The 25,181-nt window shown below is 47.0% G+C and carries 23 protein-coding genes, 1 other RNA gene and 1 pseudogene; 14 read left to right on the forward strand and 11 right to left on the reverse strand.

Annotated elements, in window-relative coordinates:
• Window positions 1–177 (forward strand): annotated as a pseudogene (locus tag HUF13_RS17655) (energy-dependent translational throttle protein EttA); the annotation flags it as partial.
• Between the two features lie 208 nt (window positions 178–385).
• On the opposite strand, the gene HUF13_RS14750 reads toward HUF13_RS17655, so the two are convergent.
• From HUF13_RS14750 to HUF13_RS14770, 5 genes are all read right to left on the reverse strand, one after another.
• The gene (locus tag HUF13_RS14750) at window positions 386–982 is read right to left on the reverse strand and encodes a hypothetical protein (RefSeq protein ID WP_173475834.1); all 597 of its coding nucleotides are present in this window, start codon (window positions 980–982) and stop codon (window positions 386–388) included.
• 149 nt (window positions 983–1,131) lie between these two features.
• A complete protein-coding gene (locus HUF13_RS14755; protein WP_173475835.1) occupies window positions 1,132–1,470 on the reverse strand; it encodes a hypothetical protein in 339 nt (112 codons plus the stop codon).
• Between the two features lie 47 nt (window positions 1,471–1,517).
• Window positions 1,518–1,946 (reverse strand): flotillin-like FloA family protein, encoded by a 429-nt coding sequence (locus tag HUF13_RS14760; protein ID WP_173475836.1) that lies wholly within the window; start codon window positions 1,944–1,946, stop codon window positions 1,518–1,520.
• 77 nt (window positions 1,947–2,023) lie between these two features.
• A complete protein-coding gene (locus tag HUF13_RS14765) occupies window positions 2,024–3,277 on the reverse strand; it encodes a coproporphyrinogen-III oxidase family protein (RefSeq protein ID WP_173475837.1) in 1,254 nt (417 codons plus the stop codon).
• 19 nt (window positions 3,278–3,296) lie between these two features.
• Window positions 3,297–4,199: a radical SAM protein gene (locus tag HUF13_RS14770; RefSeq protein WP_173475838.1), complete on the reverse strand. Its 903-nt coding sequence runs from the start codon at window positions 4,197–4,199 to the stop codon at window positions 3,297–3,299.
• 499 nt (window positions 4,200–4,698) lie between these two features.
• Between HUF13_RS14770 and HUF13_RS14775 the strand changes: the two genes are divergently transcribed.
• Together HUF13_RS14775 and HUF13_RS14780 are read left to right on the forward strand one after the other, a co-directional pair.
• Window positions 4,699–5,343 carry an ABC transporter permease gene (locus HUF13_RS14775; protein WP_173475839.1) on the forward strand — a complete coding sequence of 215 codons (645 nt, stop codon included), beginning with the start codon at window positions 4,699–4,701 and terminating at the stop codon, window positions 5,341–5,343.
• Between the two features lie 31 nt (window positions 5,344–5,374).
• Window positions 5,375–5,929 (forward strand): hypothetical protein, encoded by a 555-nt coding sequence (locus HUF13_RS14780; protein ID WP_173467034.1) that lies wholly within the window; start codon window positions 5,375–5,377, stop codon window positions 5,927–5,929.
• Window positions 5,930–5,966: 37 nt separating this feature from the next.
• Here the strand turns inward: HUF13_RS14780 and rnpB are convergent.
• Window positions 5,967–6,341: RNase P RNA component class A (rnpB, locus tag HUF13_RS14785), an RNA gene on the reverse strand.
• Between the two features lie 265 nt (window positions 6,342–6,606).
• Here rnpB and HUF13_RS14790 point away from each other — a divergent pair.
• The gene (locus HUF13_RS14790; protein ID WP_304039248.1) at window positions 6,607–8,487 is read left to right on the forward strand and encodes a hypothetical protein; all 1,881 of its coding nucleotides are present in this window, start codon (window positions 6,607–6,609) and stop codon (window positions 8,485–8,487) included.
• Window positions 8,488–8,520: 33 nt separating this feature from the next.
• Entirely contained in the window at window positions 8,521–8,877 is a 357-nt protein-coding gene (locus HUF13_RS14795; RefSeq protein ID WP_173475840.1) for a hypothetical protein, read from the forward strand.
• Window positions 8,878–8,907: 30 nt separating this feature from the next.
• Here the strand turns inward: HUF13_RS14795 and HUF13_RS14800 are convergent, their stop codons facing one another.
• Window positions 8,908–11,082 carry an ATP-dependent DNA helicase RecG gene (locus HUF13_RS14800; RefSeq protein WP_173475841.1) on the reverse strand — a complete coding sequence of 725 codons (2,175 nt, stop codon included), beginning with the start codon at window positions 11,080–11,082 and terminating at the stop codon, window positions 8,908–8,910.
• Window positions 11,083–12,099 (reverse strand): MlaD family protein, encoded by a 1,017-nt coding sequence (locus HUF13_RS14805; protein ID WP_173475842.1) that lies wholly within the window; start codon window positions 12,097–12,099, stop codon window positions 11,083–11,085.
• Window positions 12,100–12,174: 75 nt separating this feature from the next.
• On the opposite strand from HUF13_RS14805, the gene HUF13_RS14810 reads away from it, so the two are divergent.
• From HUF13_RS14810 to HUF13_RS14820, 3 genes are all read left to right on the forward strand, one after another.
• Window positions 12,175–13,209, forward strand: coding sequence for a hypothetical protein (locus HUF13_RS14810; RefSeq protein ID WP_173475843.1), 1,035 nt, complete (start codon window positions 12,175–12,177; stop codon window positions 13,207–13,209).
• A gap of 282 nt (window positions 13,210–13,491) precedes the next feature.
• Entirely contained in the window at window positions 13,492–14,760 is a 1,269-nt protein-coding gene (locus HUF13_RS14815) for an argininosuccinate synthase (protein WP_072827569.1), read from the forward strand.
• A gap of 129 nt (window positions 14,761–14,889) precedes the next feature.
• Window positions 14,890–15,594 carry a fibrobacter succinogenes major paralogous domain-containing protein gene (locus HUF13_RS14820; protein WP_173475844.1) on the forward strand — a complete coding sequence of 235 codons (705 nt, stop codon included), beginning with the start codon at window positions 14,890–14,892 and terminating at the stop codon, window positions 15,592–15,594.
• A 29-nt stretch (window positions 15,595–15,623) separates the two neighbouring features.
• Here the strand turns inward: HUF13_RS14820 and HUF13_RS14825 are convergent, their stop codons facing one another.
• Window positions 15,624–16,163, reverse strand: coding sequence for a hypothetical protein (locus HUF13_RS14825; RefSeq protein WP_173475845.1), 540 nt, complete (start codon window positions 16,161–16,163; stop codon window positions 15,624–15,626).
• A gap of 116 nt (window positions 16,164–16,279) precedes the next feature.
• Between HUF13_RS14825 and HUF13_RS14830 the strand changes: the two genes are divergently transcribed.
• The 6 genes from HUF13_RS14830 (at window position 16,280) to HUF13_RS14855 (ending at window position 23,297) form a co-directional block, all read left to right on the forward strand.
• On the forward strand, window positions 16,280–17,164 hold the full coding sequence (locus tag HUF13_RS14830) for a DUF3078 domain-containing protein (RefSeq protein ID WP_173475846.1): 885 nt from the start codon (window positions 16,280–16,282) through the stop codon (window positions 17,162–17,164).
• 376 nt (window positions 17,165–17,540) lie between these two features.
• Window positions 17,541–18,155 (forward strand): imidazole glycerol phosphate synthase subunit HisH, encoded by a 615-nt coding sequence (hisH, locus tag HUF13_RS14835; RefSeq protein WP_173475847.1) that lies wholly within the window; start codon window positions 17,541–17,543, stop codon window positions 18,153–18,155.
• 268 nt (window positions 18,156–18,423) lie between these two features.
• Window positions 18,424–19,251, forward strand: coding sequence for a TIGR02147 family protein (locus tag HUF13_RS14840; protein ID WP_173475848.1), 828 nt, complete (start codon window positions 18,424–18,426; stop codon window positions 19,249–19,251).
• Complete coding sequence (locus tag HUF13_RS14845) at window positions 19,244–20,836, forward strand: hypothetical protein (protein WP_173475849.1); 1,593 nt, start codon at window positions 19,244–19,246, stop codon at window positions 20,834–20,836. Before HUF13_RS14840 ends, HUF13_RS14845 begins: the two co-directional genes overlap by 8 nt.
• Window positions 20,837–21,082: 246 nt before the next feature.
• Window positions 21,083–21,901, forward strand: coding sequence for a TIGR02147 family protein (locus tag HUF13_RS14850; RefSeq protein ID WP_173475850.1), 819 nt, complete (start codon window positions 21,083–21,085; stop codon window positions 21,899–21,901).
• A 1-nt stretch (window position 21,902) separates the two neighbouring features.
• Complete coding sequence (locus tag HUF13_RS14855) at window positions 21,903–23,297, forward strand: hypothetical protein (RefSeq protein WP_173475851.1); 1,395 nt, start codon at window positions 21,903–21,905, stop codon at window positions 23,295–23,297.
• Between the two features lie 132 nt (window positions 23,298–23,429).
• Here the strand turns inward: HUF13_RS14855 and rph are convergent, their stop codons facing one another.
• Both rph and HUF13_RS14865 read right to left on the reverse strand, forming a co-directional pair.
• Window positions 23,430–24,155, reverse strand: coding sequence for a ribonuclease PH (gene rph / locus HUF13_RS14860; RefSeq protein WP_173475852.1), 726 nt, complete (start codon window positions 24,153–24,155; stop codon window positions 23,430–23,432).
• Between the two features lie 116 nt (window positions 24,156–24,271).
• Window positions 24,272–25,144, reverse strand: a complete 873-nt coding sequence (locus HUF13_RS14865; protein WP_173475853.1) for a prephenate dehydratase — start codon at window positions 25,142–25,144, stop codon at window positions 24,272–24,274.
• Window positions 25,145–25,181 lie beyond the last annotated feature (37 nt).

Consider the following 25,181-nt stretch of genomic DNA (forward strand, 5'->3'; position numbering starts at 1 on the left):
CATGACCGCTGGTTCCTGGACCGCATCGCCACGCACATCCTCGCTTACGAAGGCGATTCCAAGGTGGTGTGGTTCGAAGGCAACTGGAGCGAGTACGAAGCTGATCGTCGCAAGCGCCTCGGCGAAGATGCGGACAATCCGAAGCCCATCAAGTACAAGACCTTGACGAGACAATAAGGCGGAGCCTTATTGCCTCAGTAGGCAGTAGACAGTAGACAGGAAAAATGGCGGCTAGAGCCTGCCCCGGACAAGTTCCGGGATTCCGGGGTCGTCATTTTCTCTCTCGTGTCATCCTGAGCGAAGCCCGTAGGGCGAAGTCGAAGGATCCAGTGAAAATAGAAATGCTCTGGATTTATTCCAGAGCGTTTCTTTTTTTAGGGAAAAATTAAAACATCTTCACAAACATATCTTTTTCTGGCTTCCAATAAATTTTTTTATCCATTAAAAAGTCTTGGCAATACGTTCCCGGTTTTAGGAATTGATAATCTTGCCGATCTGTTTCGAGTTGAGTCACTTTGTTGTATTTGAAAGTCCTTACATAGCCTGGATTCATACAGTACATTACGCTTACTTTTTCAAGCTTGCCTAGTGCAAGATCAAATGCGGGTACGACTTCATTAATCCCTTGTTCTATTTTTGCAAGAAATGCAGCTTGTTTGTTTTCGCAATCCAATTCAATTTCGGGTGTTATATCGGAATTGATGTCAATTGAGTCCTGCACTGCTTTGATTGCTGTTGCTACAAGGCAAAGGGCTTTCATGTTAAATAATTTGTAGATGCTATAAGTTGTTGCTTCAGTTTGGTTTCCTGGGTCTTCAGGATAGTAGGTTTTTGCTTTCCATAAGCTATCTGTAACCATTAGATAGTTTGAAACAATACCTTTATCATTTCGACAGAGTACTTTTCTTGGGGCATAGATTGTGCAGTCGGCAAAAGAGCATATTGCTAATAGGAGCGTTAATAAGATGAGTTTCTTTTTCATGTTGTAAAAGATAATTTTTTTTACTTGAAACGTTTGCTTGGAATAGCAATTTTATAACCCATATAACATAAAGTATCTAATTTAAGTTCAATCTTCTTTAAACAAAAAGTTTGTTGGATTTTCAAGGAAATCGCGAAGGAAAAATTCGTTTAAAACGCCCACCAAATGCCGAGTCCTCCTAAAGCCGCCATGCCTAAGCCGCTGCCTATCATCGTCCCTGCTTTATCTTGATAGTCTTCGTCGTGTTTTTTATCAAGTCCGATACCTGTGAAGGCAATTCCCAAAATAACAAATCCAACTGAATATACGCCTACGAGGATTTTTAATACGGAAAAATCGTGCTCTGGAGTTTCTTCTGTTGTAAAGTCCGAGGCCGCCATTGTGCGGTCTTCTTGCATCTTTAGGACCATCGGTGGCGTAAGGGACACCGCAAAAGAGCTTGAAACAAGCAAAGAAAGACTTAGAATAAACGCAGCCAGAAATTTCATATGGGAAAATATAAATACTTTTGTCGACCTGCAGTCATACCGTTGCTTTAAAGATCGGTAAGCCCATACTTCTCTCTTAATTCCTTCTTCTCGTATCCCTTCACGACTTCGAGTACGTTGCCGCCGGAAAGATCGATCGCTGCGGCCATATTGAAATCAAGTTTGATGTGAGAGTGCTTTACATAGATGAGGGCTTGGACTACGTTTTGTACATTACCGCCGGCAAGGTAATGAGCTTCAAGTTTTTCCATGTCAATTGGGATGTGTGCTTTGCAACTTCTGATGTGTGCATCGACGATTGCTTCTAGCGGAACCCTGCGTAGCAGCATGCCAATAAGATGAAAAAAGCGCACGTTCGTATTTGCGTTTGAAAATTTGCCTTGGAGCCACAGCGAAAAAACGTTAAAGTGGTTCAAAATTACGAGAATTATGAAGAAAATGGCAAGTACTATAATTAGAATGGGAGTGACTGTCATAGTTTCATTAATATAATCTCTTTTTTCTATTGAAGTGCGGTTTTCTCGGTTTCGACACCCTTTCCGGTTCTATTTCGCTAAAACTCAATTCTCTCCGGGAACGCTTCTTTTCTCATGATTCCCCACATCTTGTCAATGTAAGAGAGCGTGTAGAATTGTTCGTAGTAATGATAGTAAAAAGCGCCCTTCATGGTCGTGGAATAGATTCCGTTTTCTTTTGTCAAAAATCCGAGTTTCTGCGCTAGCCAGAAATCAAAGCCGTACATTTTCTGGAGCGGGACTCCAAAGAACTGCTCGAATTTCTTTTCGTCCAGTTGCATGCTGTAAAGCGTCCAGAACAGGTAATATACCATCCTCTGCCTTGGCGTGAAGCGGATGGTCAATGAGGTCGGCAGCTTATCGCTGTCAATCCTCTTGCAGTATTCTTCTACGGAAAAGGTATTTATCTTGAATTGCTTTTGAAGGAGCGTCGTGGCGGAACATCCGAATCCGAGGAAACTGTCACGGGTCATGGAAGAATACTTGGCTTCTTTCTTGTTCGAAAAAGTCCAGATGGAACTGCGGTGGTAACCTTTTTCGTTGAAGTAGGCGGTGATTCGGTCTAGCAGCTCCTTTTTCTGCTTTTTCGGCATCGTTTTTACTTTGCTTTTGGTAAAGGAAAAATCGATGAACGGGTAAATCGCCACGTGGTTGGCGCCGCTTGCGAATGCGGTGTCTACGTCCGCTTTGATGTCTTCGTAGGTCTGGTCGGGGAGCGCGAAGATGAAGTCCATGGAAACCGTTTCGAATTCCACGGCGCTTAGGGCTTCTTTTAATTTGTTTGCGTCAACTTGCTTTCGCCCGAGAATGTTCTGGTATTTCTCCTGGAATGACTGGATGCCTATGCTGATTTTTGTAACGCCCGCATCTTTCAGTTTTTGGAGTGTCTCGATATTTACGTTGTCGGGGTGCAGTTCGGCGCCGATGCCTTCGGTCACGGTAAAATGTTCCCGAATCGCTTCGATGATTTCGCTGATTCTATCCGCAATTAGGGCTGGTGTGCCGCCACCAAAATACAGGCTGGTCGTTTCCTTCTTGCCTTTGTATTGACCACCGACTTTGTGGATTTCCCTTATCAACGCGTCAATGTACCTGTCGCATAAATCCTTGTTGTAAACGATCTTGCAATAGGGGCAGAATGTGCAGATGCTTTTGCAGAAAGGGATGTGGACATAGAGCCCGAGATTCTCACATTCCTCGAAGGGGAGAATCTCGTCGTATTCGTTTTTGAATAAAAAAGGCTTAATGGACCGGGTCAGCCACGCTCTTGTTAAAGTCGTTCTCAAACTCATTCAAAAAACTCTCGTTAGCTTATACGTACTTGAGGTATGTCCTTACCGCTTCGAAGGCGATTTTCAAATTGCCCCTGAAAAGCAGGGTGTATTCCGCGACAAAGAAGTAGCCACATTCTTCGCAAAGTCCCGGAACGTCGATGCACCTTCCGCATACCGAAATCTTGCCATCTTCAATAACTAGGCACTGATAACATGGGGTGGGGAAGCTGTTGTTGACGAGGTACGGGAGCGATGCTTTGAGATTGAATATCGGGTAGCCTTTGTCCATCATCTGCAAGATGGTGTCTGCTATTTTCTGCTTTTCTTCTTTGGACAGGAAAAGGTTTCTCGTGTCGGGATAAGGCGTGTGGAAATTGAACGAGACCGCCCTCACGTTTTTCGTGTCCTTCGCAATCTGGCAGACGTCCCGCACAGCGTCTTTGTTGATTTGGTTGATGGCCATGTAGAAGCAGATGTTGTCCGCAGTGGCGTTCTTGACATTCTCCATGATGGTATCGAACGTGTTGCCTCTGATGGCGTTATGGCGTTCCCTGTCGCCGTCAAGGCTTAAGAGAATCAAGTCCGCTTCGGGCAAGTCGATGGGCTGCGTTCCGTTCGTGACCACGTTGACAATCATGAAGCCCATTCTCTTGGCTTCGATGACCAGATCCCTGACTGTCAAATCGCCGTCTCTCCACAAGAACGTTTCGCCGCCGCAGAAGAATAGAATCCGCGCGCCCATGTCGTACAATGTCTGCATCTCCTTTTTGATCTGGGTGTAGGGATGCATGATTGAAGTGATGTTGTTGACGGAACAGTGCTTGCATTTCAGGTTGCAGCGGTCGGTTACGATGACGGTGCCTAAAATCGGATCTTTCTTTTTGAAAAGGACTGTCTTTAGCCAGAAGTTCGCGAAGTAAATGAAGGACGAGATTTTCATTAAAATTTTCCTTTGACAAATGCATCTTTATCACTAACTCGTTAAGATATTATACAAAAAAGTGGACGTTGCGGAGTTGATTTTGTTTTTTGGCGTTTTTTTACGTGACTTTTTGAAAAAAAAGATTGTTTTTTACGTAAAATTTAGAATAAAATAACTAAATTGAGCCGCTGTAATTGATTTTTGGTGACTTTGTGTGGATTTTGGAGGCTGAGAAAGTGTATTTTGGATGAATTTTGGGGCAAAAAAAGAACTTAGCTCGGAAAAAATGCATAATTATTACGTATAACGTAAAAATTTTACGTAACAAAATAGAAAAATTGGCATTTTTTTACGTAAAAAATGGCGTTTTTTCATAATCAGACTTTTTTTCAGGCCTTTCGCTTTGCAGAATTTTGCTTTCGTGATGATTAAACTATCTTTTGGTTAAATATCGCATTCTTAATCACCAACCACTGTTTACTAACCACTAGCACTGACCTCATTGCTCACAACCTCTATGCTCCATGTTTTTAAACACGAACTTCGTTTGATTTTCAGGGATCCGCGTTTCTGGATCCCGTTCATCATCCCGCCGGTGATTCTTGCGGCGAGCCAGGCGATTGCAGTGTCGCGTTACGGTGGCGAGATTATGCAGGGCATGGAAAGCTACATGATGCTTTTGCTCGGCTGCCTGATGGCTCCGATGGGTGCACCCTTGGCGGGCGATTCTTTTGCCGGCGAGCGCGAACGCAATTCGCTGGAACTTTTGCAGCTCTCTCCGATTGCGCCTGCGAAACTCTTTTGGGGCAAGCTGTTTGCGATTCTCCCGTTCCCTCTGGTGTTTGCGCTTTTGGCGCAGCTTGGCTACTGGTTCTCGCATTCCGAGATTTCAACGACTGCGGCGGTGGCATCAATGCTTGGTGCGCTCTCGGCGGTGCTTTTGACGACGGCGTTTTCTCTGATGGTTTCGCTTCGCGTAAAAACCGTCCGTGCGGCGACTCACATGACGTTGTTCTTTATTGTTCCTCTTCTTTTGTTAGTGCAAATGGGGCATGAGGTATTTTTGCAGGGCTTGCTTTTGCCGGTTGCAATTCTGGTATTGTCTACTATAATTAGCGTTTCTGTGACTGTTGCGGGAATGCGAAAATTTGTAAGTTTATAGATTACGATATAAATAAAAAAGGAGAAATGAAATGAAAAAAATTTTGTTTGCACTTGGAATGCTTGCAATGTTTACTGTTACCGCCTGCGATGATTCCGCATCGAGTGGCGATAGTAATGGTTCCGGTTCAAATACAACGAGCAAAACGACAGGAAGTTTCCCGCCGAATGGGGACGAAGGCTTCTATTGCGATGTTACGGATGGCACAAATGCAGATGGCTCGTACTGGAAGCAGATTAAGGTGAATATTCCGAAATACAAAGGCCATGTGGAAAAATTTACGTTTGACCAAAACGGCACTGGGACTCAGTATTACGAAGACTCCTTTTTTTATACAACGTCTTATGAAAAAACGGCCATGTGCTTGGAGTATGAAGACGGGTTAAAAGAAAACTCACACAAGAGAAATTATACCGAAACTTATTGTGGAAACGGATTCTATTATTTTGTTATTAGCTTCCAGAACTTACACTTGGAAACGCTTCATTCGCAGGTGGACGATTACGAAGATGATTGCAAAGATTACGAAAAGAAGTGGAAAGACGGCGATTACGACGAATTCATAGAAAAAAGGACTTGGAGATAATCTATAAGGAGAATGCCTCCGCTCTTAGCGGAGGCATTCAAATAGGGTAACTATAAGCCGGGTTCTGTACTCCAATGTTGCCATCGGAGCGATGACCATCTCTCTGGACGAATCGTTACCGACCGCCTCAAGCGACCTACCCGGATATCCAGCTGGCACGGGCCGCACCAGGTCCTTGCGGACGGAATCCTGCTTGGTCTTGCACCGGATGAGGTTTACCTAGCCACTCCTGTCACCAGTCGCGCGGTGAGCTCTTACCTCGCCGTTTCACCCTTACCTGCATTGCTGCGGGCGGTCTATTCTCTGTTGCACTTTCTGTCGCGTTTCCGCGCCTGGACGTTATCCAGCATCATGCCCTGCGGTGCCCGGACTTTCCTCCAGCCGTGAAGCCGGCGGCCATCCGCTACCCGCCATGAAATTTAGAAAAAGCGAAGGAAATGTGCAAGAGCTTTTGAGTTGCTAGTTCTGTGTTACAGAGGCCACTTTGTGGCAGTTCCGAGTTCTAAGTTACAGAGGCTGCTTTGCGGCAGTTCCAAGTTACTAGAGAATTTCATATTAAAGTATTCTATTAACTAGTGACTAGTAACTAAATCGAAGGTTCTTCAAATGCATTTTTCTAAGTTCTAGGTTCTAAGTTCTAAGCTCTAATTTTGTATATTGTATCCGTGAAAAATTTATTGTTTAGTTTGTTTTGCCTTTCGTCTGCTGCGCTTGCCGCTGCTGATGCTGTTTCTGTTGATTCTGCAACTTCTCCTGCGACCGAAATTGGTATGGATTCTGCTTCGTCTGAAACTGTGGATTCCAATGCCGTGTTCCGCGTAGATAAAATTCGCTACCATATTGGCGATGCGTTTGACGATTCAAAGGCTCATTCGAAATACGACCGCTGGGCGTATGATATTTTGAATTTGGTGCATATCGAAACGCGAGAGGTGACTGTCCGTAAGCTTTTGCTTTTTGATAAAGGAGACTTTGTCAATCTGAATTTGCTGCTCGAAGCGGAACGTTTTTTGCGCAGCCAGAAGTTCCTTTCGGATGCCAATATTTCTGTATCTAGCGAAGAAGGCAAAAATATTGTGGATGTTCAGACGAGCGATAACTGGACGTTGACGATACCTTTTGCTCTTGGTTTTTCGGGGAGTGAATGGAGCTACGATAACTTAGTTTGGGGTATTGGCGTTCAGGAAAGCAATTTCCTTGGGCTTGGTCAAAAGCTCGGCTTTTACTTTGGACATGACGAGTTCCGTGACATGTGGCAGTTGGAATATGGCGACCCGCATTTCCTTTTCCGTTATAACCATTTGGATTTCTTGTATAGCTACAATACGGATGGATACCTTGCACATTGGAAAATGTATGTGCCGTACCTTAGCCGCGGAGTGAACCAGTGGGCTTACACTCTCGAAGGTTTAAAGAATAAGCGCAATGTCTTTTACTATGGTCGCGGAGAACTTCCATCGGGCGCAAAAATTTATGATTATACGCACAATAGGGCGTTCCTCAATCAATTAGAAATTACCCGTAAGGATCCGGACTACAAGAAAAAGAGCGAACGTGAAATCGATTCGATTGCTACGGATAAATACCTCAACTCGCTCTCGCGTTACAACGGTAAAAAATCTGTGAAGCTTATGGCGATTGAGGATTTTATTACCGATTCCTTGAGTTTCCGATTCAGCCGCTCGTTTGGTGGATCGCAACGCAAGCTCTACTTGGGTGCGACTTATGATTACCTGCGAGAAACGGCAAAGAAAGGCCGAGTATTGCCTTATCCGTTTATTTATGGTGATGATGTGTATGCCATTGATTCTGCAAGTGCTGTAAATGAATGGACTCAGGAACGCAAGGATTCCCGCCTTGGCTTTTATATCATGTACTCCAATTTGCGTTACGAAAAAATCAAGAATTTCCACAACGCCAGATGGACCGAAGATATAGATAAAGGATTTACTGTCAAGGCGCAGCTTTCGAAAAATTACGAACAGCTAGGAGCCAACAATAACGACATTCGTTTGGATTTTTGGACGGACCTTTATCTCGGACGCCAGAATCATCATTTGACATTGAATTCGTACATGTATTTTTATTTGGATCATGGAAAGCGTCATGATTTTTATGGTCGTTTGAATGGCGAGTACATTTTCCATCCGAGTACGCGTTTCTCAACGGCGCTGTCGGGACTTGTAGACTTGTATGATGATGCCAAGTTGGGCTACCAGTTGACACTTGGCGGTTCTGATGGCTTTGTTGGATTCCCGACGGGATTCTATGCGGGGCAGGCTCGCGTTTATGGCAATTTGGAACAGCGCTGGTTCCCTGATTTTGAAATTCTTACGCTTGCGCCTGTTGTTGTTGCGTTTGGAAGCGTTGGCGAAACGGCTCCGTCGATTAAAGATATTAGGCGTAAGGATTTGATTTATGTCCTTGGTTTGGGTGTTCGTTTTGTACAGACAAAGTCTATTACTCGTTTGATCAACAAGATTGACGTGAGCATTCCGTTGAATGGTAAACTCAAAGGAACGCCTCATTATTCTGTGACCACATCGTATTCCTTGTAATTTTGTAGACAAACTTTTTTAAGAAGAGAGAACATGGCGATAGACGAAGAAAAAAATCAAGACGAGGCTGCTCGCGAAAATCGTCGGAGAAGGGCTCGCGAAGTCAAGTGCATTTTTATGCGTGTTGAAATTATCATCGGTGTTATAGCCATGATTGCGGGTGCTTGGCTTACGGTTCTTGTGTGGAACGAAGGTTATTTCCCGGGCGCTTTGATGCTTGTGATGACTGGCGCTATTAACGTTTTTTTGGCTGCAAAGGAATTGATAAATCCGACAGATCATATATTGCATTGGCAGTCGGTTTTCTTTTTGATTGTACGCCGTGCGATGTTCTTTTTGAATGTCGTGCTGATTGCGTTGGTATTTGGCACCATGACGCGTTTGCTTTAAGCGAATGCGCGTGGTGCGTTAAATGGCGTGCTAATGAACTCCGTCTTCGTTGGCGGAAGGCTTTTCGTTATACCAGGCTTGAATTTTTTCTTTGGCGGTTTCGTTGAATGCAGAACCGTCTTTTAATATGTGGTCGGCGCGTTCGAGCGTTTGCGAAATGAGTTCTTGGTCGTGGATCCAGTCAAACCAGCGGAATACCCAAGCGCCGCTTTGTTCGTTGCCTTCGAGGTTGCCGGCGCCGCGCGTTTTGAGGTCGAGTTCCGCGATTTCGAACCCGTCTTCGGTGGCGGCAAATTGCGATAGGCGTTCCATGCTTGTTTCAGCGGCTTCGCCTTCGGGAATCATCAAGAAGCACCAGGCTTCTTGATTACCGCGACCGACGCGTCCGCGCAGCTGGTGGAGCTGCGCCAGACCGAATCGGTCTGGCTGGTCGATGACCATCAGGTTTGCTGTTGGAACGTTCACGCCGACTTCGATAACGGTGGTTGCAACTAGGATCTGGATTTCGCCGGCGGCAAAGCGCTTGATGATTTCATCGCGTTCGCGGTCGTCCATTTGCCCGTGGACGCCGGCGACTTTGAGCCTGGCAATATTTGCATCGGTGTGGCCGAAGGCGGCGATAAAAGAACGCATTTCGTTCACGATGTCATCGACACTGCGGGCGTTTCCGTCGTTTGCGGCTGAATCCGTGGAACTGCCCGCGAAACCTGCCGAATTAGTTGAACTGCCCACGGATCCTGCCGCGCTTCCTGAGTTGGATGCGCCGGAGCCATCCGCATTCACGCGACTTGCAATCCAGTAACAGAGGTTCCCGCCGGCGGCTTCCTTACAAATAAATTGCTTCATCGATTCGCGTTTCGCGGCGTTCACGAGTCGTGTCTTGATGGGCTTACGGCCTGCGGGCTTTTCCTTAATGCTGATGACTTTCAGGTCGCCATACAGTGTCATGGCGAGGCTTCGCGGAATCGGCGTAGCGCTCATTACGAGCATGTCGGGGTAATCGCCTTTGGCGAGAAGCGCTTCGCGCTGGCTTACGCCGAAACGGTGTTGCTCATCGATGATGACAAATCCGAGTTTTGCAAAATAAACGTCTTTGCTGAACAGCGCGTGCGTGCCAATAACAACGTTGCAGAGGCCCATTTGCAGTTCACCGAGAATGACTTTCTTTTCGGCGGCGGGGGTTGCCCCGACAAGCAAATGTACGCGAATTCCTGCGGCGTCAAAGAACGGCTTGAGCGATTTGAAATGCTGCCTTGCGAGAATGTCGGTTGGCACCATCAATGCGCATTGTTCGCCTGCGCCGCAGACTGCCATAATCGCAAGCATGGCAACGACTGTTTTGCCGCAACCCACATCGCCTTGCAATAGTGCATGGAATTGCTTTTTGCCATTGAGCCCGTCAATAATCGTGCTCAGCGCCGCGTCCTGACCTGTGGTCAGTTGGAACGGTAGGCGTGCTTTTGCCGCCATGACGTTCCCCAAATCAATTTGCCTTTCGTGACCGCGGATCTTTTGATTTTCGCGTCGCTTCACCATGCGCAAGCAGAACGGCAACAGCTCCAAAATCTTGAGTTCGCGTTTTGCCTTATAAATGGAATCAAAATCTTTGGGCATGTGGAGCGCACGGAGGTTGTCCATCACAGGCGCAAAGTGCAAATAGTCTGTGAGCTCGTGCGGGCATGCGTTGGGGAGAGTGAGCCCTGGAAAATTAAAAATCGTCTTGTAGAGATTGCGGAAGAACCGCTGCTCCATCTTTGCTTCGCGGCAAATTTCACTGATGGGATAAACGGGGAGAATTTGTCCGTTAAAGGCTTCGCCTTCGTCGAATGGTTGCATGTCTGGGTGCACCAGTTGCAATCCGCGATAAGAACCAACTACGCCAGAAACAAGCCAGCGTGTTCCGGGCTTAACTTTATTTGCGATAAAGCGTGTGCCGCGGAAAAATAAAAGTTGGATTTCGCCCGTGCCATCCGTGAGAACTGCCATGAATCGCGACATGCGCCCTTTGACGATACCTGCACGCGTGATAATTCCAATCACGACCGCGCGATCGCCATCGTGCAAGTCCGCAATCTTTGAAACCTTGGTCTGGTCAAGGTAGGTGCGCGGAATGTTGTATAAAAGATCGGTGATTGAATTTAAACCGGACTTGTTGAGTTTTTCAAGTCTCTTGGGACCGAGTCCAGGCAGGTTGGCTAAATCCATTTACTTGCCTGCTTTGTTTTGTTCTTGTTGCGCCTTGGCTTCTTCCAATCGCTTGCGGGCTTTGTCGCGAGCGTTGTCGCCAACAATGTTCATGTTTTTCCACGAAATGAGATGGATGGGGTTGCCATTCTCGTCCTTGAATCCAAGATCTTTCGTGTCAATGGCCATAATGGCTTTGTTAAGACCGCTGATGAATCCATTGATGTTGTCGATGAGTTCCTTAGACTGCAAAAGCGTTTCGTTGTCGATACCCTTTTCGATATTGGTGATAATATCGTTTGTCTTTTGTGCGTTTTCTTTAAGTGAAAAAATAACGGAATCGACGAGCGAAATCTTTTCGTTTGCGGCTGCGGCGACGGTCTTTATAGCGGTGTCCGCTTGTAGTGCCGTTTTGGAAAGAGCCTTGGTCGAAGAGTTCATTTGCTTAAATAGCTTGTTCAATTTCGGGCTAAGGGATCCGACCGTCTTTTCGGTATGTGCGAAAATATCTTCGATGGAGTGCATGGTTTCTTCATAGATTTCCTGTGCGGACCTATGAGATGCGTCTCCCTGGGAAAGCAGCAAAATTGTTTTTTGAACGGCTTCGAGTTGTTCGTTGACGTTCTCGATGAGTCGGAGCGTTTCTGCGATGCCTGGTTCGAAATGCCCTTGGAACACGTGGTTCTCCGGCATGATTTCGCCTGTTTTTGAGGGAATGATTTCGAGGCGGCGCTGACCCATGAGGGCGTAGTTTACGTTATTGAATTGTGTGCCTGCACGGAGCGTGAGTGGTTCTGTGAAGTGTATTTTTACTCGTGAACGATCTTTAAGCCAAATAACTTGGCCAATCGTTCCAACGCGGTAACCACGTAATACGACAGGATCTTCGGGTTGTAACGAACCGAGTTCATTGAAGTCGACAATCGCCGTTTGGTGCACGTTTTGGTGGGCTTTCCACATACCAAAAGCAATGCCTCCAAAAATACAGGCAAAAACCAAAAGTGAAATGTAACCAAGCGCTCTGTCGGAAAGTTTCATGGTTCTGAAAATAGAAAAAATGAATTTATATTTTGGAAGTTGGGAGTTTTCGGTTTGCAATTTTATTGGGTTATTATGAAGTTACGTAATTTTTTGATATTAGCTTTGAGTGTTTATGCGTTTGCAGAAGACTCTGTAGATGTCTTTGGCTTCCAAAAATTTTATGGGACGAAGGCGGGTTCGGTTTCTTGGACTTCGGAGCATTGGGCGAACGGTCATGCGCGTGTTTTTGCAGATTGGTCGGATGACCCTGATGATCCTTTGCAATGGTCGGATAGCCGTGGTGTCGATGGGGAAGGTTACAAGGTCGATGGCGAAGGCGTGATGCAGATGCTTGGTGTGGGGCCTCGTTTCCATATCAACGGACTGCGTGAATGGGTCGCTAAAAAACAGTTCTTCTTGAATACGGAATATACCGCTTATTTTATGCGGAACGAAATGGGCGGAAAAAATTATGGCGGCATGGTGGTCGGTGTCCGCAGTGGTGCCTTGGGGCATGGCTCTAGTGGTGGTAACAACTGCGATGCTAATACGTATTACGCACGGTTCCGTAACGATGGTCGCTGGGATTTCGAAAAGGAGTGGAAGCATCCCGAATGCTATTACCGCAGTGGTTCGGGAATCGGCAAGCAAGATTTTTTGTGGGGCGGAGAGCCTTTGCCGTTAAATAAGTGGATTGGCATGAAATACATTGTCTATAATAAAGACGAATCGACAGTCCGCTTGGAACTTTATATTGACTCGACAAGTAATGCAACTCCGCCTGGAAAATGGGAATTGGTGGGTGTTGCCGAAGATGCAGGGGTAGATTGGTCGGGAGCTAGCGGTGGCGCTGCAAAGATCGAGGGCTGCAAGGATTATAACGGGCTAGAAAATGCATTCGATGCCATCTTGAAGGGCGGGGGAGTCGTCATTATGCGTACGGATGAAGATCACCCTTTTTACAAGTTCGTTACGGTGCGCGAAATTGACCCGGCATTACCGATAAAAGCGGATTCTACGACATCGATTCGACCTGCATCTCGCCGTGCCGTCAACAGCGTTCACGAAAAGTTGAACATCAAGTATTTCGACTTGCTAGGCCGAACACTCCCATTTACAAAACACTAACAACAAACAGTTACTGGATCCTTCCTCCCGTAGGTCGTCAGGATGACGCTACAAACTTCTAACTTCCTACTGTCTACTTGTACTTTCGCTTCGCTCAAGTCCCAAATGCTGGCCTCGGTCATGTCCAAGCAAGCTTGGTCGCGACACTCGACCTAAGCATTTGTCCTACTGTCTACTAATCACTAACCATTTTTTTATAAAATTTTTTTTGTCTTTCGTCTTTCGTCTCTCGTCTAATTCTATATTTATTCCGTCAAAAAATTTTCCATAAGGACATTCAAAATGGCTAAAACAGAATCCAAGAAGAAAGTCGTCCTCGCTTACAGCGGTGGACTCGATACCTCCATTATTATTCCTTGGCTCAAGGAAACCTACGACGTCGAAGTGATTGCATTCGCTGCCGACCTCGGCCAGAATGACTTCCCGAACGCAAAGGCTCTCGAAGAAAAGGCTCTCAAGACCGGTGCTTCCAAGTGCTACGTTCTCGACCTCAAGAAGGAATTCCTTGAAGAATACGTTTGGCCGACCGTTCGCGCCGGTGCTAAGTACGAAGGTACTTACCTCCTCGGTACGTCTTTCGCTCGTCCGCTCATCGCTAAGTACCAGGTAAAGATCGCTGAAAAGGAAGGCGCTTACGCTGTTGCTCACGGTGCTACCGGTAAGGGTAACGACCAAGTTCGTTTCGAACTCACCTACGCTGCTCTCAACCCGAAGCTCGAAGTCATCGCTCCGTGGAAGGACCCGCGCTGGACATTCCACAGCCGCGAAGACGCTATCGACTACGCCGCTGCACACAAGATTCCGCTCAACGGCATCAGCAAGAAGAAGATTTACTCCGAAGACGGCAACCTCTGGCACCTCTCTCACGAAGGTGGCGTCTTGGAATTCCCGGAACAGGAACACAAGTACGAATTCCTCAAGCACACCAACACGTATGAAAAGGCTCCGAACAAGGCCGATCACGTGACGATTTCCTTCGAAAAGGGCAATCCGGTTGCTATCAACGGCAAGAAGATGGGCGCTGTCGAACTCCTCGAATTCTTGAACGAAATCGGTGGTAAGAACGCTTGTGGTCTTTTGGACATCGTTGAAAACCGCCTCGTCGGCCTCAAGAGCCGCGGTGTTTATGAAACTCCGGGTGGCACGCTCCTTTACAAGGCTCACGAATGCTTGCAGCAGCTCGTGCTCGACAAGGAAACTTTGTTCGAAGCTCAGAAGATGTCTATGACCTATGCAAACCTTGTCTACAATGGCCAGTGGTTCACTCCGCTCCGCCAGGCTATGGATGCCTTCTTCAATGAAGTGAACAAGGTTGTGACTGGTGATGTGACCCTCAAGCTCTACAAGGGCAACATCATCCCGGCCGGCATCAAGAGCCCGTACAGCTTGTACGACATGGGCCTCGGTGGCTTCACGGACGTTGACATGTACGACCAGAAGGACGCTACTGGCTTCATCCGCTGCTACGGCCTCCCGCTCAAGACTCGCGCTCTCTTGCTCGGCAAGAAGACGAACGTCGACTTCGGTGGCGTTCCGAGCCTCAAGAAGTAATTTGTTCGACAGCCGTCTTGGCTGTCATCAATACTTCGCATGTCATCCTCACGACCCGCAGGGTCGATAGGATCCATTACTTTTAAGGAATTCTCACATTTGTGGGAATTCTTTTTTTATATTCGTAATATGAAAAAATTTGTTCTTTGTGCTTCTCTTTGGATTGGACTTTTCCTTGCCGCCTGCGGCGATGATAGTTCTGTAACTAGCCCTTCGGGGAAGGAGTCTTTATCGACTTTGACGGACTCCCGCGACGGTCAAACCTATAAGACTGTCGTTATCGGAAAACAGACGTGGATGGCTCAGAACTTGAACATTGAAACGGAAAAATCATTCTGTTTCAATGACGATTCCTCCAACTGCACCAAGTACGGTCGCCTGTACACATGGGCTGCGGCGATGGACAGCGCGGGCAAGTGGAGTTCGAACGGCAAGGGGTGCGGCTATAAATCGGAATGTTCGGCGATGTCCCCGGTGCGTGGTGTTTGTCCGAATGGCTGGCACTTGCCGACAAAAGCGGAGTTTGAAACATTGTTCTCTGCTGTTGGCGGCGACTCTGTTGCGGGCAAGATGCTTAAATCAACAAGTGGCTGGAACTTTGCCAAAGCTAGCGGCAACGGCTCGGATGATTACGCGTTCTCGGCTTTGCCTGTCGGCTACAGGGATGGTGGGGGTGATTATACCTATGTGGGCAACGAAGCAACTTTTTGGATCTCTACAGAGAAGAGTGACGAGTATGCGTATGCCATGCGCTTGATCTATAGGAAAGACAATGTGGATGTGGACTATCGTCCCAAGTTCATGGCTTTTTCAGTTCGTTGCGTCAAAGACTAGTAGCCGCTCGCTGCGTTCTCTTGTCTAGCCTAAAACCTATACGCGTACCCGACTTGCCATATTACCGTCGGTTTGTTGTGCTTCATAAAGCAGTGAATCGGAATTGCAACATACGTAAACACCCCGTAGATGTTTGCGCGCATTTCCACTGAAATATCGAGCGATTCCTTGTAGTTATAAGGGCGAACGAGTCTTTTTTTGTTTGCTCTGTTTAAAGTTCTGAGGTATCCGTTGGGGGCGTTGGCAAAGGCGTAACCGCTACCAATGCCGAGGTCGAGTGAAAACGGCAACCCGCGGAAAAACTTCCAGGCAAAGCTTCCGCGAAAACCGACCCAGTACTCGTCGTGGTCGAGGTGGAGGCCGCCACCCATGGCCCTGAAAAAGAAGTTGTTGTATCCAACGCCTGCGTTTAACATGATGGGTGTCGGGCGCCCTGCTGAAATCCCAGCTTCGAACTGCCAGGGGGAACTTGCCGTTGCGGGGGGTGCCGCAGTCGAGTTTTCTGTAGCGAACGCAATCTCGGTGCAAAAAACGATGGTTGCAACTAAAAATAGGCGCTTGAATAACATGTTTGTAATAATAGTAATCGAAAATGCTCCCGGGCCCGTTTTTTCACTAAAAAAATGTTATCTTTAACACAGAAAATAGGTCTATGGGAAAGAAGGACCATAAACGAGGTAGAAAAATGAAAAAATCATTGTTCGCAATCGGATGCGCTGCACTCATTTCTGCATCCACGGCATTTGCTGAAGGTGGCATGTTTGAAGGCTATCTGCCTGAAAATTGGCAAGCTGACGTAGTTGCCGCCGTCAAGTTTACACGTATGCAATTCAGCAACTGGAAACTCGAAGACGGTACATCCTCTTACACATGGCTTTTCAGCTATGATGCAGCTCTCAAGGCTCACTGGAATGTGGCCGATTGGCGCAACAATCTGAACCTTGCCCTTGGCTACACCAAGACGGACGGCCTTGGCACGCGCAAGTCTTCGGATAAGATTTTCTACGAAACCATGGGTGACTTCAACGCTTCCGAAAAAATCAAGCCGTATGTCGGAGCCCGCTTCGAATCTCAGTTTACGAGAGGCTACGACTATAGCGAAGACGAAGATGGAAACGAAATCAAGACGGTCGTTTCTCACTTCATGGCTCCTGGCTATGTCACGCAGATGGCTGGTGTAGGCTATTTCCCGAATGACAATTTCTCTACGCGCCTTGCTTTTGCAAACCGCATGACGATTACGGCTGATGGCTCTGATTCTTACGCATATGCCGACGATAAGGATACGAAGAAAATTGAAAAGTTCAAAAATGAACCGGGTCTCGAAAGCATCACTGAATTCAAGTATTCCTTCTCTGAAATCGTCTCCTTCAAGAGCCGTTTGTGGGCATTTGTCAACTTCAAGGGCTTTGATCAAATCGATGGCAGGTGGGAGAACCTTCTCGCGTTGTCGCTTTCTCCGCTCTTCGAATTCCAGATCAGTTACGATATCGCTTACGACAAGGACTTGGACGAGGATTCGCAGCACAAGAACGTGATTCTTCTTGGTGTCACCTGGCGCATGTTCTAATTTTGAATCAAATCCAAATTATTTATGGGAACCGCTTCGGCGGTTCCTTTTTATGAATGTAAGTGGTGCAAAAATCAAACTAATTATTGTTCGGTGATATGCGTGGTGAATTGTATTTGTTTGTTGTTTAATGTTTGTCGTTTTGAAAATGGAGCGTCGGCCAAAGAACATTCTTCGCAGTAGCGTGCAAAGCGAGTGTCGCAGCGGCAAGTGTGCTTGCCGATATGGCCGAGTGAAGCCGCTGACGCCGTAGGCGTCCACTCCGAGCTGGGGCCCCGCCCGCATAACGTTCTTTTTTTAATTATTGATTTATGAAAGTAGAACTTTGGCGGAATGCTTTTTCTATCTTTGCACGTGAAAAATTAAAGAGGTTTCTATGGCTATTACTGTTGTGGATTACAATGCGGGCAACTTAACGTCGGTGATGAATGCGCTCAAGTTCATTGGTGCCGATGCCAAGGTCAGTCGCGATCCTGACGAAATCGCAAAGGCAACGCGATTGATTTTCCCGGGAGTCGGCGCTGCGGCGTCTGCCATGGAAACGCTCACGAAGACCGGTATCGGCGAAGCCATCAAGGCTGTTGTCAGGGCTGGGAACCCGGTGCTCGGCATTTGCATCGGCTGCCAGATTATTCTTGAAGAAAGCGAAGAAGATGGTGGCGTAAAAACGCTTGGACTTATCCCTGGCCGTGCCGTGCGTTTCAAGGATGAACCGGGCCTCAAGATTCCGCACATGGGCTGGAACCAGGTGAACTTCACCCGCGAACACCCGATCATGAAGGGCATTCGCAGCGGTTGCGATTTTTATTACGTGCATTCCTATTACCCGCAGGTTCCGGCGGAATATGCTTTTGCCGAAACGACTTACGGAACGCAAACCTTTACCGGACTTATTGGCAAGGACAACTTAATTGCAAGCCAGTTCCATCAGGAAAAAAGTGGCGAGGTTGGACTTGCCATGCTCAAGAATTTCTGCGACTGGAAAATATAGTTAGAAGCAAGGTGTAAATCGTTGCTATAAATTTTTTAGGAAATGCGGGTTGAGTCCCGCTTTTTTTTGTTTCCGCTAGATTGTCCCCCGATAATTCGTGATAAATGATTGCATGCTGATAAAATAAGTAATACTTAATAACTAAAGGATGAATCATGATAATTCAATTTTTATAAAATATGATTAAAATTGCATTAATTTGAATAAAAATTGATAAAAATAATCATGGATTATTGCTTTTTAGATAAAAGAAAGTATATTTGTTTACATGAAACCTATTATTGAATATCATGATTATCGACTTTATATGCAGGATTATTGCAACGAGCGAATTCGTGTGTCGGCGTTTTCGTGGCGGGAATTTTCTCGCGTAAGTGGGTTTTCATCGCCGAATTACTTGAAGCTTGTGTGTGATGGCAAGACTCGTCTTTCGTCCCGTGGGGCTGAAATGGTTGGGGCTGCCATGGGCTTGGTAGGTTTTGAACTTGAATATTTTAAGAAAATGGTGACTTATTGCGATGCCAGGAACGATCAGGAACGCAAGCTTGCTTTTGATGCCATGTTGGATTTGGCCGCAAGCCAGAAAGTGAAAATTGTCGATGGCGAAGCGTTCAGATATTTTGAATCTTGGGTACATCCGGTAGTGAGAGAACTTGCGCCGGTGATGGAGGGAGCGACTCCGGGCGAAATAGCCAAACTGTGTTGTATGGAGGTCTCGGCTAGTGACGTCCGCGAGTCGCTTGATTTTATGGTGAAGGTGGGCCTTCTGAAAAAAAATGGCAAAGCCTACGAGCAGACGGACAAGTATCTGAAGGGAACTTCCGGAGCTGTTTCTGTGGCGTTGCGTTCCATGCATCGTGAAATGGCTGCCTTTGCGGAAAAAGCTGTTGATGAATTTGCTTTGTCTGAACGAAATTTTTCGGGCCTTATCATGGGATTGTCCGCTGAGGACTATGAAATAATCGTGCAAAAAATCAAAGCTTTCCGAAAAGAAATTGCGGACATAGCATTGAAAAGCCGTGCGACAGAAAGGGTTTATAGATTGAATTTACAGTTGTTTCCATTGACTTGGAAAAAAGGAGAGAACAATGATTAATCAAAAAAAGATAATGCCGTTGGGCTTGGTGGCGTTTGGGCTTATGGCGTGTTCTGAATTGGAATTTTCGGGTGTTACGGATTTCGAGAATTCTGTTGCAAAGAACAGCAGCTCTTCTGCAGCGAACGATTTGCTCGTTGTTGATCAGCCCGTAAATTATGATTTGTGGACGTTCAAGGATTATCTAGCCGATACCGGGAACCGAAATTCCGGATATTGGTTTGATTTCATTGGCACGGAAGAGGGAAATTCTTCGACAGTCGAGTTCCCTGTGCGAAAAGGCGATATGTCTTCTGCGGATTATATGCGAAGCATCGCTGATGCGTGCGATGGCATTTGTGGTACAGTTCAATTGCGGGGAGCTTCTCCGAAGCCTGTACGTGCGGGTGTTGGACTTAAATTGTCTGCCGATGGCGAAATGGTCGATGTCTCTGCGTGGAACGGTCTCTGCGTGACTTATCGATCGGATCTTCCGATGCGCTTGATGCTTGGTTCTGGCAATAAGGTGGCGCAATCTGATTTGCCATCAGCTGTATTCCCCAAAATGCTAAGCAAATCGACGCTTTGTTCGAAATGGAGCGATTTTAAGCAGAGCGTTTCAGTCGATGGAGCTAGCGGAGAAATTTTGAATAAAGTTGATGATGTTCTCTTTGAATTTGAAGGCTATTCGGGGGAAAGTGGCGAATTCAATATCAAGGGGCTAGCGTCTTACAAGAATGTTGTTGTGCAATTGAGCTCTAGCTCGCAGAATGTGTCAAGTTCGAGTAGCTCGGATGCGGTTGAGAATGTTAGTTCGAGCAGTTCGGATGCGGTTGAGAATGTTAGTTCGAGTAGTTCGGATGCGGTTGAGAATGTTAGCTCGAGCAGTTTAGATTCAATCGAAAACTTTGTTTTTAATGATGTTTGCTCGTTCGAAATGGTCGATGATTTGTGGTACGCGCCTAACAGAGAGTTTATAGTTCGGACGGGTCTTGGCGATGAAAATGGCACGGAGGGCATGTGGTTCAGCTTCAATGACAAATGCGATGGTGGTGAATCCAAGGTGGTTTGGCCCGTAGAAATTGGTACCGTTGATTCTGATTATGCCATTGATCCGGTTATCGAACATTGTGCCGGGGTTTGCGGTATAGCTTCTTTTGGCATGGGGGCTTTAACTTACCAGCCGATTGTGGGTGTTGGTTTCTTCGTCGTTAGTACTGATGAGCCGAAAGCTGGTGATGTGTCTGATTGGGGCGGCTTGTGTGTGACGTATGCTTCTGAAGCTGATATGGATGTCGTGCTCTTAGACAATGAATATGGATTGCCCGATAATGAGAATGACTGGTTTAAGGCCTCGTTGCCGCGAAGTCTTGATGCGATAACGGAGTGCGTGAAATGGAGTGAATTTGCTTCGTTGACGAACCGGACCTTTGATTTGACTAAAGTTGCTTCTATTCGTTTCGTGTTGCGTGGCGATGATTCTACTCAGGTGGGTTTCAACATCTTGGGCTTGGGCAAGTATCATGAGCTTTCCAATCCAGGATGCAAGGCTCAAGAAAGTTACGTGAGTAATATCGACTATTACAAGGCGCAAATCGGGCACTAGAAAAATTGAAATCTTTTTAACTGAATCCCAAAATGACGACCTGAATGCGGATGAGCGAATGCTTGTCCGCATTTTTTTGGGGGGGGGGCTAGTTGTTCTGGCATTCGTTCATGGGTTAAAAATTAGTATCATGAAAAATGCGGCGTTTTGTAAAATTTTCAGAAAAAGCCGTTTTTTCGCGTTTAAATAGCGTTGAAGTATCATGAGCTATTGATTTATGTCACAAAAAGATATATATTTACGGCCATGAAGCCGGTAACGGAATACGAAGATTATCGTATCTACATGAAAGACTATTACGACGAAAAAAAAAGAGTTTCGTCGTTCTCGTGGCGCGAATATGCACGTGCTTCGGGATTTACGTCTCCGACTTATCTAAAACTGGTGTGTGAATGTAAAACCCGCCTTTCGCCTCAAGGGGCTGAAAAGGTCGGGGAGGCAATGAATCTGGCGGGCTTTGAACTTGAGTATTTTAAAGCAATGGTAACCTATTGCCACGCCAAGACAGATCAGGAACGCAAACTTGCGTATGAAGTCATGTTGGAGTTGGCTTCGAACAACAAGGTCAAAATCGTTGATGGCGATGCGTTCCGTTATTTTGAATCTTGGGTCCATCCGGTGGTGAGGGAACTTGCGCCGGTGATGCCTGGGGCGACTCCCGGTGATATTGCTAAGCGCTGTTGCCAAGGTGTTGCTGCCGGGAACGTCCGCGATTCGCTTGATTTTATGGTCAAGACGGGACTCTTGAAAAAGAACGGTGATAACTACGTGCAAGCCGATAAACATCTGAAAGGATCAACTGCTGCCGTGTCTGTCGCGTTACGTAATATGCACCGTGAAATGGCTATTTTTGCAAGTGAAGCGGTCAGTCGATTTTCTTCGTCGGAGAGAAACTTTACGGGACTCACGATGGGAATTTCTGCCGAAGATTATAATCTGATTTTGCAAGAGCTGGATACTTGCCGAAAAAAAATAGCTCAAATAGCCCTGAACAGTCGCCGTACTGAAAGGGTTTACAGATTGAATTTACAGTTGTTCCCGCTGACATGGGGGGAGGATAAGTGATATGGTAAAGAAGTTCGTTGACCTGTCGGCATGTGCACTTTTGCTAGGTGCAGTCGCATGTTCCAAGACAAACGAAACAACCGGGATCACGGAAGATGGCAATCCGATTGCCGAAGTTAGTAGTTCTTCTTCTTTTGTTCCTGAAAGTAGCAGCAGTAGTAGTGACGGTTCTGCAAGGTACAAGTTCGATTTGTGGAACGGCTCCAATGGTGCGGCCCGTGTAAATGTGGGCAACAATGCCGGTTACTGGTATAGCGTCGATGATGAAGACGATGGCGGTTCCTCTTCTATCAAGTTCCCTGTATCCTTGGAAAATGAAAGCGTAATTGGCAAAATGGATTCGCTTGTCTCTTTTTGCGGCGGTATGTGCGGAACGGTTGAACTTGGTGAAGGCTCGTCTACGCCGAGTGCAGGCGTCGGCATTGCGCTTGCCGAAAAGGATTCGACTATCGACATTTCGGATTGGGACGGCTTGTGCATTTCTTATGAGTCCGAGCTTTTGATGAAGGGTATCCTTGGTTATAAAGAAGGCGAGGTTGATGCTACTGCTGAAAATATGCCTAGCGTCAATTTCGAAAAGACTGCAAAGGGTGCGGCTTCTTCCCGTTGCGCTCAATGGACCGATTTTAAGCAGAATTCTGCAAATGTCAATTCTGGCAGTTCTATCTTTAAGAAAGCTACCTCGCTTATCTTCAAGTTTTATGGAAATCCGAAGGAGTCCGGTTATTTCAATATCAAGGGCGTGAGCTCCTATAAGCATGGTATTGTGGAATCTGAAACTTGCCTTTGGAACGGCACTTTGAAAGAGCCGAGCGATTTTGTGAAAATGGGATCCAGTGGCGTGAGTAGTGGATTCTGGTACGCTTATAGCGATAACGACGTTGGTGGTGCTTCCATTATGATTTGGGAAAATGGCTCGCCGGATGAATACATGAATTCTTCTCAGTGGGTTTCCGATGTCGTGAGTGCAAAGGGCGGTCTTTCGGCTTCTGTATCTTTAGATAAAGGAAATGCAATTCAGGCATTTGCTGGCGTTGGTATCAAGATTGTTGGTTTCGATGAAGAAACTTCCGATTATTACCCGATGGCTGGAAATATCGAAGATTGGGGCGGACTTTGCGTTACCTATATGGCTGAAATGGATATGCGAGTCATATTGGTTTCTGATTCTGTAAACGAAAAAGGCGCCGTCTTGAATAAGGCGATAACTCCTACCGAAAAGTGCTTGACGTGGAAGGATATGGCGACGGAAGGATTGGAAAAAACGGCCCGAGCCATTAAATTCGAATTGAGCGGAGATAGCAGTGCTCAAGTACGTTTCAATGTCATCGCTATTGGCAAATACTTGCCCGATGGAGCTTGCGTTATTGACGAATCGAGAGTGGCATCGTTCTAGTAATTGAAGGCTTCTGCAATTACGTTTGAAGCCCGTCGCAATTGCGGCGGGCTTTGTCATGTCTTGCTTTGTCACCCCGGCTTGTCGTCCCGGACTTTGTTCCGGGACGGGGGCGCTTTTTTCTATTCTAACTTACGGCAGTTCGCCGCCGATGAGTTCCATCTGTTTTTTGTAGATATCCTTGCAGGCGTTTTCGCCGAGGTCGAGAAGCTTGTTGAGCATGGCGCGGTCAAAGCTCGCGTGCTCGCCGGTGCCTTGGACTTCGATGAAGTTTTTTGCGTCCTGCATGACGACGTTCATGTCGACGTCGGCGGCAGAGTCTTCGACATAGCAGAGGTCGCAAAGCGGATTGCCATTCACGACGCCCACGGAAATCGCTGTGATACCGTGCTTTAGGACCTGCTGCGTGATGCCGAGGCGTTCTTTAATTTTCTTCACTGCAATGGCAAGGGCTACGAAGCCGCCGATGATGCTTGCGGTACGTGTGCCGCCGTCGGCTTCGATCACGTCGCAGTCGACCACGATGGCGTTCTCGCCGAGGGCTGCAAGGTCGGCTGCGCCGCGCAGCGAGCGGCCTACCAAGCGCTGGATTTCTTGCGTACGGCCGCTTGCGCCCTTGCGCTCGCGTTCCACGCGTTTGCCCGTGCTCTGCGGGAGCAGGCTGTATTCAGCCGTAATCCAGCCTGTGCCGCGTCCGGCAAGCCAGTCCGGAACTTTCGGGAGGAGCGTTGCGTTGCAGATGACGCGGGTACGTCCCATTTCGATGAGAACGGAACCGTCGGCGCTCGAAATAAAGCCCGTGGTCATCTTGAGATTGCGATATTCTTCAGGTTTTCTGTCAGTTCGTGTGTAGGACATAATAATTCCTTTGGGGTGTGGGGTATGAGGTCGCTTTGCTCTGAGCAATGACTTTGTGTTTTAGCTCATAACTCAAAGCGTAGCGTGCTGAAAGCGCTTTAGCGCGTCCCCATAGCTTAATAACTCAACTTCTCCGTTGTTCCTTCGCGGAAGCTTCCGAGTCTGTAGATAAAGTCTGTATATTGCTGGAGTTCCTTGAGCGCTTCAACCACGTTCGGGTCCTTCGGGTTTCCTTCGAACGAAAGGTGGAAAATGTATTCCCACGGACGGTCTGGATGCGGACGGCTTTCGATGCGGGTGAGGTTCAAGTTGCGCTTGGCAAAGCAACCGAGAGCTTCGTACAAAGCGCCAGACTTGCTGGAATCGTTCAACATGAACAAGAGTGTAGTCTTGATGGGCGGCTTGCTTGCATCGCTTGCCGAAAATTCCGGCAGTTCAATTGCAGCTTTCTGAATGGCGTAAAAACGCGTGAAGTTCACGCCCGGCAAGTTTTCGAGCCCTTGTTTGAGAATGTCAAGACCATAGAACTTGGCGGCATAAGCGCTTGCGATAGCGCCTATATGCTTGTCGCCGCGCTTGGCGATTTCTTCGGCGCTGCCTGCGGTATCGTAGAATGCAGTACTCTTGATGTTCGGGTGCTGTCCGAAAAAGCGGCTGCATTGTGCAAGGCCTTGCGGGTGGCTTAACACTTCGGTGAGGTCTTCTATTTTTGTGCCGGGCAAGGCGCAAAGCGTGTGCTCAATCTGCAACTTGACTTCGGCGACAATCGGGTGGCGCCACTTGTAAAGCAAGTCGTAGTTGTCGTAAATAGAACCTGCCGTAGAATTCTCGATAGGGATTGCACCGCCATCCACAACACCAGTCTCGATGCCTTGGAAAATCTGTTCGAACGTGTCCATCGGTACGACTTCGATATCGTTTCCAAAAAGATGGTACGCGGCACTTTCGCTGTAGGCCCCGCGGCGGCCTTGAAATGCGATTTTCTTCATAGTGCGAAATATAAAAAGTAGGAAGTAGGAGGTAGGG

Source organism: Fibrobacter succinogenes (assembly GCF_902779965.1).
Lineage (GTDB): Bacteria > Fibrobacterota > Fibrobacteria > Fibrobacterales > Fibrobacteraceae > Fibrobacter > Fibrobacter succinogenes_F.

Coding starts and splice junctions, on each gene's coding strand:
- HUF13_RS14750 (WP_173475834.1), bottom strand. CDS start 982: ATGAAAAAGAAACTCATCTTATTAACGCTCCTATTAGCAATATGCTCT.
- HUF13_RS14755 (WP_173475835.1), bottom strand. CDS start 1,470: ATGAAATTTCTGGCTGCGTTTATTCTAAGTCTTTCTTTGCTTGTTTCA.
- HUF13_RS14760 (WP_173475836.1), bottom strand. CDS start 1,946: ATGACAGTCACTCCCATTCTAATTATAGTACTTGCCATTTTCTTCATA.
- HUF13_RS14765 (WP_173475837.1), bottom strand. CDS start 3,277: ATGAGTTTGAGAACGACTTTAACAAGAGCGTGGCTGACCCGGTCCATT.
- HUF13_RS14770 (WP_173475838.1), bottom strand. CDS start 4,199: ATGAAAATCTCGTCCTTCATTTACTTCGCGAACTTCTGGCTAAAGACA.
- HUF13_RS14775 (WP_173475839.1), top strand. CDS start 4,699: ATGCTCCATGTTTTTAAACACGAACTTCGTTTGATTTTCAGGGATCCG.
- HUF13_RS14780 (WP_173467034.1), top strand. CDS start 5,375: ATGAAAAAAATTTTGTTTGCACTTGGAATGCTTGCAATGTTTACTGTT.
- HUF13_RS14795 (WP_173475840.1), top strand. CDS start 8,521: ATGGCGATAGACGAAGAAAAAAATCAAGACGAGGCTGCTCGCGAAAAT.
- HUF13_RS14800 (WP_173475841.1), bottom strand. CDS start 11,082: ATGGATTTAGCCAACCTGCCTGGACTCGGTCCCAAGAGACTTGAAAAA.
- HUF13_RS14805 (WP_173475842.1), bottom strand. CDS start 12,099: ATGAAACTTTCCGACAGAGCGCTTGGTTACATTTCACTTTTGGTTTTT.
- HUF13_RS14810 (WP_173475843.1), top strand. CDS start 12,175: ATGAAGTTACGTAATTTTTTGATATTAGCTTTGAGTGTTTATGCGTTT.
- HUF13_RS14815 (WP_072827569.1), top strand. CDS start 13,492: ATGGCTAAAACAGAATCCAAGAAGAAAGTCGTCCTCGCTTACAGCGGT.
- HUF13_RS14820 (WP_173475844.1), top strand. CDS start 14,890: ATGAAAAAATTTGTTCTTTGTGCTTCTCTTTGGATTGGACTTTTCCTT.
- HUF13_RS14825 (WP_173475845.1), bottom strand. CDS start 16,163: ATGTTATTCAAGCGCCTATTTTTAGTTGCAACCATCGTTTTTTGCACC.
- HUF13_RS14830 (WP_173475846.1), top strand. CDS start 16,280: ATGAAAAAATCATTGTTCGCAATCGGATGCGCTGCACTCATTTCTGCA.
- hisH (WP_173475847.1), top strand. CDS start 17,541: ATGGCTATTACTGTTGTGGATTACAATGCGGGCAACTTAACGTCGGTG.
- HUF13_RS14840 (WP_173475848.1), top strand. CDS start 18,424: ATGAAACCTATTATTGAATATCATGATTATCGACTTTATATGCAGGAT.
- HUF13_RS14845 (WP_173475849.1), top strand. CDS start 19,244: ATGATTAATCAAAAAAAGATAATGCCGTTGGGCTTGGTGGCGTTTGGG.
- HUF13_RS14850 (WP_173475850.1), top strand. CDS start 21,083: ATGAAGCCGGTAACGGAATACGAAGATTATCGTATCTACATGAAAGAC.
- HUF13_RS14855 (WP_173475851.1), top strand. CDS start 21,903: ATGGTAAAGAAGTTCGTTGACCTGTCGGCATGTGCACTTTTGCTAGGT.
- rph (WP_173475852.1), bottom strand. CDS start 24,155: ATGTCCTACACACGAACTGACAGAAAACCTGAAGAATATCGCAATCTC.
- HUF13_RS14865 (WP_173475853.1), bottom strand. CDS start 25,144: ATGAAGAAAATCGCATTTCAAGGCCGCCGCGGGGCCTACAGCGAAAGT.